This window comes from Glycomyces mayteni (assembly GCF_042428885.1).
Taxonomy (GTDB): Bacteria; Actinomycetota; Actinomycetes; order Mycobacteriales; family Micromonosporaceae; genus Glycomyces; species Glycomyces mayteni.
Genome location: NZ_JBHMBP010000001.1, coordinates 180,435 through 192,174 on the forward strand (window position 1 = coordinate 180,435; position 11,740 = coordinate 192,174).

Here is an 11,740-nt window from a genome sequence, read left to right on the forward strand (position 1 = left end):
CGCCCCTGCGGCCTCTGCTCGTGTGTTCGCTAGGTGTTCAGGAAGGTGCTGGCCTGGTCGACGATGTCGAGGAGGAAGCCCGGGGCGACGCCGAGGATCAGCGTGGCGGCCACGCCCGCGGCGACGACCGTGCCGGCCATGGGGCTCGGCAGGTTGACCGTGGGGGCGTCCGGGGCGGGCTCGTTGAGCCACAGGAGGACGACCACGCGGAGGTACGGGAAGGCCAGGATCGCCGAGGAGACGACGCCGACGATGACGAGGCCGAGCTCGTCGGCTTGCAGCGCGGCGGAGAACAGCGAGAACTTCGCCGTGAAGCCCGAGGTGAACGGCAGGCCCGCGAGCGCGAGCATGAGGATCGTGAAGACGACCGCCGTGCCCGGGGAGTTCTTGCCCAGGCCCGCCCAGCGGGCGAGGTGGGTCGCCTCCTCGTCGCCGTCGCGCACGAGCGAGACGACGGCGAAGGCCGCGATCACCGTGAAGCCGTAGGCCGCGAGGTAGAACATGGTCTGGCCGACCGCGTCGCCGAGGGCGATGACGCCGATGAGCAGGTACCCGGCGTTCGCGATGGAGCTGTACGCCAGGAGCCGCTTGATGTTCCGCTGCGTGACCGCGAAGATCGCGCCGCCGATCATCGTCGCCACGGCGATCACCGTGAGGATCAGGTGCCAGTCCCACGCCGAGGACGAGAGCCCGACGTTGAACACCCGCAGGAGCCCGCCGAAGGCCGCGACCTTGACGCACGCGGCCATCAGGGCGGTCACGGGCGTCGGGGCGCCGGTGTACACGTCGGGCGTCCACATGTGGAACGGGACGGCCGCGGCCTTGAAGAGCAGGGCCACGGCGATCATCGCGACGCCGATGTACAGGAGGATGCGCGGCTGCCCGGAGGAGACGCCCGCCTGGTTGATCCCGGCGAGGTCCACGGTCCCGGCGAAGCCGTAGAGCATGGCCATGCCGTACACGTAGAACGCGGAGGCGAAGGCGCCCAGCAGGAAGTACTTGAGCGCGGCCTCCTGGCTGATGAGGCGGCGGCGCTTGGCGAGGCCGCACAGCAGGTACAGCGGCAGCGAGAGCATTTCGAGGGCGACGAACATGGTGAGCAGGTCGCCCGCGGTCACGAACATCATCATGCCGGTGACGGCGAACAGCGTGAGCGGGAAGATCTCCGTCGCGCCGTCCTCGCGCCGCTGCTCGACGTCGGCGGCGGAGTCGGCCACGACCGCGGCCTCCGCGACGAAGTCGCCGCCGCGCACCGTGCGGCGCTCGGCGAGCAGGAGCACCGCGATGATCGAGAGGATCGCGATGGTGCCCTGGAGGAACAGGCCGGGGCCGTCCACGACGACCGAGCCGAGGCCGGTGCCGCCGAGGTTGAAGACCGCGCCGCTCTTGTCGGCGTTGAGGACCACCGCGACGAACGCGCCCGCGAGCGCGGCCACCGCCAGCGCCACTTGGACGGGCAGGCGCCGGGCCTTGGGCACGGCCGCCTCGACCAGGAGCCCCGCGAAGGCCGCGACGAACACGATCACCATGGGGGCCAGGCCGGCCCAGTCGATCGTGAGCTCTGTGGACTCACTCATTACCGGCTCCTTCAGCGGCGGGGAGGTCGACGGGCTCGTCGGAGACGAACCCGAGCGTGTGGTCGACGGCCGGCTCGATCATGTCGATGAGCGGCTGCGGGAAGAACCCGAACCCGAGGATCGCGACCACGAGCGGCGCCACGAGGGCCTTCTCGCGGAACGTGAGGTCGCGCTTCATCGCGGGGACCTCGTCGAGCTGCGGGTTCCGCTCGCCCTGCATGGTGCGCTGGTACATCCAGAGCACGTACGCGGCGGCGAGGATGATCCCGAGCGTCGCCAGGACCGCGACCGGCTCGTTGTGCGTGAACGCCCCGAACAGGACCAGGAACTCCGAGATGAACGGCGCGGTCCCCGGCAGGGAGAGCGACGCGAGCCCCGCGAACAGGAAGATCCCGGCGAGCAGCGGCAGGGTCTTGGCGGCCCCGCCGTAGTCCTTGATCTGGGCCGAGCCGCGGCGCAGCGTCAGGAAGCCCACGACGATGAACAGCAGGCCCGTCGCCAGGCCGTGGTTGAACATGTAGAGGACCGCGCCGGTGGCGGACTCGGACGTGAACGCGAAGATCCCCAGGCCGATGAAGCCGAAGTGGGCGATCGAGGTGTACGCGACGAGGCGCTTGAGGTCGGTCTGCCCGATCGCGACGAACGCCGCGTAGACCACGCCGATGACGCTCATGCCGATCACCCACGGCGCGAAGGTCTTCGTGGCGTCGGGGAACAGCGGGATGCAGTACCGCAGGATCGCGAACGTGCCGATCTTGTCCATGACGCCGACCAGGAGCGCGGCGACGGCCGCCGGGGCGGCCCCGCCCGCGTCGGGGAGCCAGGTGTGGAACGGGAAGAACGGGGCCTTGATCGCGAACGCGACGAAGAACCCGAGGAACAGCCAGTTCTGGAGCGTCCCGGAGGCCATCGGGTCGGACTCGACGAGCGTCTGCCAGTCGAAGACCCCGCCGTTGTTCACCCACAGGGCGATCACGGCGACGAGCATGAGCAGCCCGCCCAGGAGCGAGTACAGGAAGAACTTGACGGCCGCGTACTGCTTCTTCGGGCCGGTGCCGTAGGAGCCGATGAGGAAGTACATCGGGACGAGCATCGCTTCGAAGAAGAAGTAGAACAGGAGCACGTTCGAGGCGAGGAACGTCGCGAGCATCGCCGCTTCGAGCGCGAGCACGAGCGCGAAGAACGCCGGGACCGAGCGCGTGACGGCGTCGAGGTCGCGCCAGGCCGCGAGCATCGCGATCGGAGTGAGCCCGGCGGTCAGCGCGACGAGCAGCAGCGCGATCCCGTCGACGCCCCAGGACAGGTTGAGGTCCCACGCGGAGATCCACGTGTAGGACTCGGTGAACTGGAGCCAGGGCGCGCCGTCGGCGTAGTCGAAGCCGACCGCGACGAGCGCGGTGAGGACGGCGACGGCGCCCGCGAAGCCGAGCGCGGTCCAGCGGGCCGCGTCGGCGTTCTCGCGCTTGATCGACGCGACGACGACCGCCCCGATCAAGGGGACGGCGACGAGCGCCGACAGCAACGGGAGTTCGTTCATTGGGTGACCACCACCATGAGCGCGGCCACCACGATGACCGCCCCGGACAGAATGGACAGGGCATAGGAGCGGACGAAGCCGGTCTGGAGCGTCAGCAGGCGCCGCGAGGAGCCGCCGATCGCCGCGGACAGGCCGTTGACGGCGCCGTCGACGACGCGGCCGTCCATCGCCACGGACGCGGAGGCCGCGAGGCGGCTGGGCCGCTCGAAGACGCCGCGGTTGACGGCCTCGCCGCCGAGGTCGGCGCGGGCGAGGCGCACGGGCCAGGCGGCGGCGCGCGGCACTTCGTCGGTGCCGCCGCGGAACAGGAGCCAGGCGAGGGCCGCGCCGAGGACGACGGCGACGGTGGTGGCGACGGTGACCTGCATGTGCGTCAGGTGGCCGTGGGCCTCGTGCTGCTCGCCGAACACCGGCGTGAGCCACTCGGTCACGGGCGAGGCCATGAGGCCGCCCGCGGCGAGCGAGCCGATGCCCAGGAGCACGAGCGGGCCGGTCATGATCGCCGGGGACTCGTGCGGGTGGACGTCCTCGGTCCACCGCTTGGGGCCGTGGAAGGTGAGGACGAACAGGCGGGTCATGTAGAACGCGGTGAGCGCGGCGCCCAGGAGCGCGGCCCCGCCGATCACCCAGCCCTGCCAGCCTTCGCGGGTGAACGCGGCGGCGATGATCGGGTCCTTGGTGAAGTAGCCCGAGAACGGGAACAGGCCGATAATGGCGAGCCATCCGGCGGCGAACGTCGCGTACGTGAGCGGCATCTTGCGCCACAGCCCGCCGAAGCGGCGGATGTCGGTCTGGTCGTTCATGGCGTGCATGACCGAGCCGGAGCCGAGGAACAGCCCGGCCTTGAAGAAGCCGTGCGCGAGCAGGTGGATGATGCCGAGCGCGAACGCGCCGCCGCCGAGGCCCACGGCCAGGAACATGTAGCCGATCTGGGAGACGGTGGACCAGGCGAGGACCCGCTTGATGTCGTCCTTGGCGCAGCCGACGATGGAGCCGAACAGGAGCGTCAGGGCGCCCACGACGACGACGGCGGTCTGCACGTCGGCGTTGAGGCTGAAGATGACGTTCGAGCGGGCGATGAGGTACACGCCCGCGGTGACCATGGTGGCGGCGTGGATGAGCGCCGACACGGGGGTCGGGCCCTCCATGGCGTCGGGGAGCCAGGTCTGGAACGGCCACTGGCCGGACTTGCCGCACGCGGCGGCGAGCAGCAGCAGGCCGAGCGCGAGGCTCGTGGTGGTCGAGAGCTCCGCGGCGCCGTTGAAGACGCCCGCGAAGTCGACGGTGCCGAGCGTGCCGAGCATGAGGAACATCGCGAGGAGGAACCCGACGTCAGCGACCCGGTTGGTGAGGAACGCCTTCTTGCCGGCGGTCGCGGCGGCGGGCTTGAGCTGCCAGAACGCGATGAGGAGGTAGGACGCGAGGCCCACGCCCTCCCAGCCGACGAAGGTCATGAAGTAGTTGCCGCCGAGGACCAGGATGAGCATCGCGGCGGCGAACAGGTTGAAGTACGCGAAGAACTTCCGTCGCCCCGGGTCGTGGGCCATGTAGCCGACGGCGTAGACGTGGATGAGGAAGCCGACGCCGGTGATGAGCAGGCAGAAGACCGCGCTCAGCGGGTCGAAGAGGAGGCTCGCGTCGATCTTGACCGAGCCGACCTCGATGACCGTGAAGAGGTCCAGGTGCGCGCTCTTGTTGTCAAGGCCCGCAAGGGACCCGAAGAGGCCGAGCGCGAGCGCGAAGGCCGCGCCGACGGTCGCGACGCCGACCCAGTGGCCCCACTTGTCGGCGCGGCGGCCGGCGAGCAGGAGGATGACGGCGCCCAGGGCGGGCAGGGCGATGAGCGCCCAGGTGAAGGACAGCAGCCCCTCGGCGGGCGCGTACGAGATTTCGTCCACAGTGTCCCTCTAGGCTTTCAGGAGGTTGGCGTCGTCGACGGAGGCGGAGCGCCGGGACCGGTAGATCGCCATGATGATCGCCAGGCCGACGACCACTTCGGCGGCGGCGACGGCCATCACGAAGAACGCCATCACCTGCCCGTCGATCGTGCCGGTGGTGCGCGCGAACGTCACGAGCGTCAGGTTCCCGGCGTTGAGCATCAGCTCCACGCACATGAACACGACGATCGAGTTGCGCCGCACCAGGACGCCGACCGCGCCGATGCAGAACAGGGCCGCGGCGAGGATCAGGTAGTACTCGGGATTCACGACTCCCGCCCTTCCGTGTGCTTCGGGGCCGCCTCGGCGGGCGTGAGCTGGCGCGGCGGCACGTACTCGGACAGCGACGCGGGCTCGATCGAGCCGTCGGGCCGCAGCGCCGGGGTCGCGGTCGAGTCGGAGGTGGCGAACACGCCGGGCCCGGGCTTGGGGCCGGGGTACACGCCGGGCGCGAACCGCTCGCGGCTGTGCTCCTTCTGCCCGCGGTGGCCGCCCTTCTTGGCGACGTGCGCGAACATGAGCGCGCCGACCGCCGCGACGGTGAGGACGCCGGAGACGATCTCGAACGGGAACAGGTACGTCGAGAACAGCGCCTCGGCGATCTGCTCGACGTTCCCCTGGGCCGCGGGGGTCGCGGGCTCGGCGATCACCAGGCCCGAGACGGCCCGGGCCAGGCCCGAGGTCAGCAGCGCGGCCATGCCGATGCCGAGGACGACCGCCAGGAGCCGCTGGCCCCGGAGCGTCTCGAACATCGAGTCCTTCGAGTCGCGCCCGAACAGCATGAGCACGAACAGGAACAGCATCATGATCGCGCCCGTGTAGACCATGATCTGCACGAAGCCGAGGAACGGCGCGGACTGCATGATGTAGAAGACCGCGAAGCACATCATGGTGACCGCGAGCGAGAGCGCCGCGTGGATTGCCTGGCGGGCGAGGACGAGGCCGATGGCCCCGCCGAGCGCGATCGGCGCGAGGATCCAGAAGAAGACCGACTCGCCTGCGGACGCGGACTGCGCGAGCTCGGTCACGACTGGCCCCCCTGCTTCTGGGCGAGCATCTCGGTGAGCGAGAACTCGGCGCCCTCGCTCGCGCCCGGGTTGACCGGGCCCGACTCGTAGTACGCCTTCTCGCTGTCGCCCAGGCGCATCGGGTGCGGCGGCTGCTCCATGCCCTCGATGAGCGGCGCGAGCAGCTCCTCCTTGGTGAAGATGAGGTCGCGGCGGTCGTCGCGGGCCAGCTCGTACTCGTTGCTCATGGTGAGCGAGCGGGTCGGGCACGCCTCGATGCACAGGCCGCAGAAGATGCAGCGCGCGTAGTTGATCTGGTACGTCTTCGCGTACCGCTCACCGGGCGAGAACCGCTCGGCCTCGGTGTTCTCGGCGCCCTCCACGAAGATCGCGTCGGCCGGGCAGGCCCACGCGCACAGCTCGCAGCCGATGCACTTCTCCAGGCCGTCCGGGTGCCGGTTGAGCACGTGGCGGCCGTGGTAGCGCGGTTCGAGCTTGGAGGGCTTCTCCGGGTACTCGACGGTGACCTTCGGCTTGAACATGTGCGCGAAGGTGACGCCGAAGCCTTTGGCGAAACCGGACATTACTCCTCCTCCCCTTCGGAACGGGAGCCGTTGATCGGCGTTGAAGTCGTGTTGGCGGGTTCGAGCTGCTTGATCGAGCGCGGGTTCGGCGGGACCACCAGGTCCAGCGGCGGCACGGGGAAGCCGCCGAGCCCCGCGTCGGGCTCGGCCGGGTTCTCGTACTGCTTGCGGCTGGGCCAGAAGAAGATCAGCGCCATGACCACGATCGCGGCGCCGCCGGCGAACGCGATGCGCGTCGGCAGCTCGTTGCCCGTGTCCAGGCCGATGTTCATGGCCGCCAGGACCATGAGCCACACCAGCGACACCGGCACGAGGACCTTCCAGCCCAGGTTCATGAACTGGTCGTAGCGCAGGCGCGGGAGCGTCCCGCGCAGCCACACGTAGAAGAACAGGAACGCCAGGACCTTCCCGAAGAACCACACCAGCGGCATGAAGCCCTCGTTCGCCCCCGGCCACCAGGCGTCCGGGAACGGCGCGGCCCACCCGCCGAGGAACAGCGTCACGGCCAGGGCCGACATCGTCACCATGTTCACGTACTCGGCGAGGAAGAACGACGCGTACTTCAGGCTGGAGTACTCGGTCGCGAACCCGGCCACCAGCTCCGACTCCGCTTCCGGCAGGTCGAACGGGGCGCGGTTCGTCTCGCCGACCATCGCGATCACGAAGATCACGAAGCTCGGGGCCAGCACGATGAAGTACCAGCCCGGCAGCGTGATCTCCGCGCCGCCGATCGACAGCGGCAGGCCCTCGGCCTGCGCCTCGACGATCGCGCCCGTGGACATCAGCTTCGACTGGAAGAACACTGCGAGCACCGCGAGCCCCAGCGCGATCTCGTACGAGATCACCTGCGCCGCAGCGCGGAGCGCGCCCAGGAGCGAGTACGCCGAGCCGGAGGACCAGCCCGCCAGCACGATCCCGTACACGCCGAGCGCCGAGCACGCGAGGATCACCAGCACCGACACCTCGAAGTCGGTGAGCTGGAGCTCGGTCTCGATGCCGAACACGCTCACCTCGGGCCCGAAGGGCACCACCGAGAACGCCGTGAACGCGCACGCCACGGCGATCACCGGCGCGGCGATGAACACGATCTTGTCCGCGGTCCGCGGCATCGTGTCCTCTTTGAACGCCAGCTTCAGGCCGTCGGCGAGGGACTGGAGGAGCCCGAAGGGCCCGTTCCGGTTCGGGCCGGGCCGCACCTGCATGATCGCCACCACGCGCCGCTCGTACCAGATCGTGAACAGCACCAGCAGCACCAGCACGATGAAGACGAGGACGCCCTTGACGAGCATCAGCCAGATCGGATCGTTCATGCTTCAACCGCCTCCACGGTCTCCCCCGCGGGGCGGGGAACGGTCGGGTACGCGCGGATCTGGACGACGTCGCCCGAGCCCGCGCCCAGGTGGCGGTAGATCCCGCGCCCGGGGGCGTTCTGCGGCAGCCACACGACGCCCTCGGGCATCGCGGTCACCGCCAGCGGCAGCGTGATCCCGCCGATCGAGGTCGAGACCGTCACCCCCGAGCCCTCGGCCGCGCCGATCGCCTTCGCCGTCGCGGCGCTCAAGCGCACCACCGGGTCCGGCGCGCAGCCCGCGAGCTGCGGGTTGTTCTCCTGGAGCGAGCCGCCGTCGAGCAGCTGGCGCCACGTGGCGAGGACCGCCTTGCCGTCCTCGGCCGGGTGGGCCGGCTTGTCAGCCGTCCAGTCCGGCGCGGGCTGGCGGGTGATCGGGTCCGGGAGCCCCGCGAGCTCGGCCCGCACGGTCCGCGTGTCCGCGAGCCCGAGCTTCACGCCCATGACGTCGGCGAGCGCGTCGAGCACCGCGTGGTCGCTCATCAGGTCCGACTCGATGACCGTGTCGAAGGTCCGCAGGCGGCCCTCCCAGTCGAAGAACGCCCCGGCCTTGCCGGTCACCGGCGCCACCGGGAGGATCACGTCCGCCACCCGCGTCACCGCAGAGTGCCGGATCTCAAGGGAGACCACGAATCGGGCCGCGTACAGCGCCGCCTCGACGGCGGGCGCGTCCGCGAAGTCGTACGGGTCGACGCCGCCGACCAGCAGCGCGTCGATCTCGCCGTCCGCGGCGGCCTGGAGGATCTGCCAGGCCCCGCGCCCGTCCGCGCCGGGCAGGGACTCCACGCCCCAGTACTCGGCGAGCTGCTCGCGGTCGGCCGCATAGGAGGCGAGGCCGCCGCCGGGCAGCAGCCCCGGCAGGCACCCGGCCTCGACCGCGCCCCGGTCCCCCGCGCGGCGCGGGACCCAGGCCAGGCGCGCCCCGGTGGCGCGGGCCAGCCGCACCGCCGCGGAGAACGCGCCCTCGACCGTGGCGAGGCGCTCGCCCAGGAGGATCACGGCGCCGTCTTCGGCGAGGGCGTCGCGGACGTAGCCGCCGCGGGCCCAGCCGTCGAGGAGCTCCGCCTCCTCACCGGGGAGGGCCTCGATGAGGTTCGCGCCGAGCTTGCCGGTGCCGCGGGTCGCGAACGGGGCGACCACGTGGACGCGCTGGCCGCCTTGGCGCACGGCCTTGCGCATGCGCAGGAACGCGATCGGGCATTCCTCCTCGACTTCGAGGCCCACGGTGACGACCACGGGGGCCTTCTCCAGGTCCTCGTAGGTGACGGCGCCGCTGGAGGGGTAGACCCCGGCGACGGCGTGCGCGAGGAACTCGGACTCCTCGGTCGAGTGCGGCCGGGAGCGGAAGTCGATGTCGTTGGTGGCGAGGGCGATCCGCGAGAACTTCGAGTACGCGTACGCGTCCTCGACGGTGAGCCGCCCGCCGGTGAGGACCCCGACGCGCCCGGAGGTGTTCTCCCCGGCGGCGCCGAGCCCGGCCGCGGCGCGGCGCAGGGCCTCGGGCCAGGAGGCCTCCCGCAGCGACCCGTCCGCCTCGCGGACGAGCGGCTTGGTGATGCGGTCGGCCGCGTCGATGTAGGAGGAGGCCCAGCGGCCCTTGTCGCAGTTCCACTCCTCGTTCACGGCCGGGTCGTCCCCGGCGAGGCGCCGTAGGACCTTGCCGCGGCGGTGGTCCGTGCGCTGGTCGCACCCGGCCGAGCAGTGCTCGCACACGCTCGGGCTGGACACGAGGTCGAACGGCCTGGAGCGGAACCGGTACTGGGTGCCGGTGAGGGCGCCGACCGGGCAGATCTGGACGGTGTTGCCCGAGAAGTAGGACTCGAACGGCTCGTCCTCGTAGACGCCGACCTGTTCGAGGGCGCTGCGCTCCATCAGCTCGATGAACGGGTCGCCCGCGACCTGGTCGGAGAAGCGGGTGCAGCGCGCGCACAGGACGCAGCGTTCGCGGTCGAGGAGGACCTGCGAGGAGATCGGCAGCGCCTTCTTGTAGCGGCGCTTGTCCTTGGCCTCCATGCGGGTCTCGGTGCGGCCGGTGCTCATCGCCTGGTTCTGGAGCGGGCACTCGCCGCCCTTGTCGCAGACGGGGCAGTCCAGGGGGTGGTTGATCAGGAGGAACTCCATGATCCCCTCCTGGGCGTCCTTCGCGACCTCGCTGGTGTGCTGGGTCTTGACGACCATGCCCTCCATGGCGGTGGTCGTGCAGGACGCGGCGGGCTTGGGCATCCCGCGCCCGTTGCCCATGTCGGGGACGTCGACGAGGCACTGGCGGCAGGCCCCGGCGGGTTCGAGCAGCGGGTGGTCGCAGAACCGGGGGATCTCGATGCCGAGCTGCTCGGCGGCGCGGATGATCAAGGTGCCCTTGGGGACCGTGACCTCGACGCCGTCGATGGTGAACGTGACTTGATCGGTCATGTCTAGTGGGCTCCGATCTTCTCGGCATCGAAGAGGGGCTGCTTGTGGCCCTCGATGTAGTCGAGGTAGTCCTGCCGGAAGAACTTCAGGGACGAGGTGACGCAGGAGGTGGCGCCGTCGCCGAGGCCGCAGAAGGACCGGCCCAGGAGGTTCTTGCAGGCGCTCTCCAGGAGCTTGAGGTCGGAGAGCTGCCCGCGGCCGGAGAGGATGCGCTCGTACACGCGGACCATCCAGTAGTTGCCCTCGCGGCAGGGGGTGCACTTGCCGCAGGACTCGTGCGCGTAGAACTTGATCCAGCGCCAGCAGGAGACCACCGGGCAGTCCTGGTCGGAGAAGATCATGACCGCGGTGGTCCCGAGGATGGACCCGGCCTTGGAGACCGAGTCGAAGTCCAGCGGGACGTCGATCGAGTCGGCCGAGAGCATCGGGGTGGAGGACCCGCCGGGGGTGAAGTACCGCAGCTCGTGGCCTTCGGACATGCCCCCGGCGAGCTCGATGAGCTCGCGGAGCGTGGTCCCCATGCTGCACTCGTACTGGCCGGGGCGCTTGACGCGGCCGGACAGGGAGTAGATCATCGTGCCCGCGGCGGTCTCGGTGCCGAGGTCCTTCCACCACTGGGCGCCGCCGAGCACGATGTGCGGGACGGCGGCGATGGTGCCGACGTTGTTGATGCACGTGGGCTTGTTGTAGAGCCCGTGCGTGGCGGGGAACGGCGGGCGCAGGCGCGGCTGGCCGCGCTTGCCCTCCAGGGAGTCCAGCAGCGCCGTCTCCTCGCCGCAGATGTACGCCCCCGCGCCGGAGTGGATGACGACGTCGAGGTCGAAGCCGGAGCCGAGGATGTCCTTGCCGAGGTACCCGGCCTCCTTCGCCTCGCGGACCGCGTTGCGCAGGCGCCGGGCGGCGTGGATGGCCTCGCCGCGGACGTAGACGAAGGCCCGCGACGCCTTGATCGCGTACGAGGCGATGATGATGCCCTCGATCACGGCGTGCGGGTCGTTCATCATGAGCGGCAGGTCCTTGCAGGTGCCCGGCTCGCCCTCGTCGGCGTTGACGACCAGGTAGTGGTCCTGGCCGTCGTCGGGCACGAACTGCCACTTCATGCCGACGGGGAAGCCGGCGCCGCCGCGGCCGCGGTGGCCGGACTCCTTCATGAAACTGATGAGGTCCGCTTCGGAGTGCTTGAGGGCCTTGCGGAGCGCCTTGTAGCCGTCGAGCTGCTCGTAGACGTCGAGGCGCCAGGCGCCGGGCGAGAGCCAGCGCTTGGTGACGACGGGCTTGAGCTTGTCGAGGACCGCTTCGCGGGGACGCCGGGGACCGGGCACGGTTACGCTCACTTCG

At 70.4% G+C, this 11,740-nt stretch carries 9 protein-coding genes; all 9 read right to left on the minus strand.

The features are described 5' to 3' along the window. Positions 1–29: 29 nt before the first annotated feature. Genes nuoN through nuoF form a run of 9 tightly spaced genes read right to left on the minus strand, consistent with a single transcriptional unit; the run spans position 30 to position 11,736 of the window. Positions 30–1,577, minus strand: coding sequence for an NADH-quinone oxidoreductase subunit NuoN (gene nuoN / locus ACFFXY_RS00865; RefSeq protein WP_382344953.1), 1,548 nt, complete (start codon positions 1,575–1,577; stop codon positions 30–32). After that, the gene (locus ACFFXY_RS00870) at positions 1,570–3,114 is read right to left on the minus strand and encodes an NADH-quinone oxidoreductase subunit M (protein WP_382344955.1); all 1,545 of its coding nucleotides are present in this window, start codon (positions 3,112–3,114) and stop codon (positions 1,570–1,572) included. The genes nuoN and ACFFXY_RS00870 overlap by 8 nt, the downstream gene beginning before the upstream one ends. Next, the gene (nuoL, locus tag ACFFXY_RS00875) at positions 3,111–5,012 is read right to left on the minus strand and encodes an NADH-quinone oxidoreductase subunit L (RefSeq protein ID WP_382344957.1); all 1,902 of its coding nucleotides are present in this window, start codon (positions 5,010–5,012) and stop codon (positions 3,111–3,113) included. Before nuoL ends, ACFFXY_RS00870 begins: the two co-directional genes overlap by 4 nt. A gap of 9 nt (positions 5,013–5,021) precedes the next feature. Beyond that, the gene (gene nuoK, locus ACFFXY_RS00880) at positions 5,022–5,321 is read right to left on the minus strand and encodes an NADH-quinone oxidoreductase subunit NuoK (RefSeq protein WP_091052246.1); all 300 of its coding nucleotides are present in this window, start codon (positions 5,319–5,321) and stop codon (positions 5,022–5,024) included. Next, positions 5,318–6,079 (minus strand): NADH-quinone oxidoreductase subunit J, encoded by a 762-nt coding sequence (locus ACFFXY_RS00885; RefSeq protein ID WP_382344959.1) that lies wholly within the window; start codon positions 6,077–6,079, stop codon positions 5,318–5,320. The genes nuoK and ACFFXY_RS00885 overlap by 4 nt, the downstream gene beginning before the upstream one ends. Beyond that, positions 6,076–6,642, minus strand: a complete 567-nt coding sequence (gene nuoI, locus ACFFXY_RS00890) for an NADH-quinone oxidoreductase subunit NuoI (RefSeq protein ID WP_382344961.1) — start codon at positions 6,640–6,642, stop codon at positions 6,076–6,078. The genes ACFFXY_RS00885 and nuoI overlap by 4 nt, the downstream gene beginning before the upstream one ends. Continuing rightward, positions 6,642–7,952 carry an NADH-quinone oxidoreductase subunit NuoH gene (gene nuoH, locus ACFFXY_RS00895; protein ID WP_382344963.1) on the minus strand — a complete coding sequence of 437 codons (1,311 nt, stop codon included), beginning with the start codon at positions 7,950–7,952 and terminating at the stop codon, positions 6,642–6,644. Before nuoH ends, nuoI begins: the two co-directional genes overlap by 1 nt. Further along, complete coding sequence (locus tag ACFFXY_RS00900; protein ID WP_382344965.1) at positions 7,949–10,402, minus strand: NADH-quinone oxidoreductase subunit G; 2,454 nt, start codon at positions 10,400–10,402, stop codon at positions 7,949–7,951. The genes nuoH and ACFFXY_RS00900 overlap by 4 nt, the downstream gene beginning before the upstream one ends. Positions 10,403–10,404: 2 nt before the next feature. Continuing rightward, complete coding sequence (nuoF, locus tag ACFFXY_RS00905; RefSeq protein ID WP_382344967.1) at positions 10,405–11,736, minus strand: NADH-quinone oxidoreductase subunit NuoF; 1,332 nt, start codon at positions 11,734–11,736, stop codon at positions 10,405–10,407. Positions 11,737–11,740 lie beyond the last annotated feature (4 nt).

Excerpts from the sequence above, each read along its gene's own strand:
- nuoN (WP_382344953.1), bottom strand. The coding sequence starts at position 1,577 with ATGAGTGAGTCCACAGAGCTCACGATCGACTGGGCCGGCCTGGCCCCC.
- ACFFXY_RS00870 (WP_382344955.1), bottom strand. The coding sequence starts at position 3,114 with ATGAACGAACTCCCGTTGCTGTCGGCGCTCGTCGCCGTCCCCTTGATC.
- nuoI (WP_382344961.1), bottom strand. The coding sequence starts at position 6,642 with ATGTCCGGTTTCGCCAAAGGCTTCGGCGTCACCTTCGCGCACATGTTC.
- nuoH (WP_382344963.1), bottom strand. The coding sequence starts at position 7,952 with ATGAACGATCCGATCTGGCTGATGCTCGTCAAGGGCGTCCTCGTCTTC.
- ACFFXY_RS00900 (WP_382344965.1), bottom strand. The coding sequence starts at position 10,402 with ATGACCGATCAAGTCACGTTCACCATCGACGGCGTCGAGGTCACGGTC.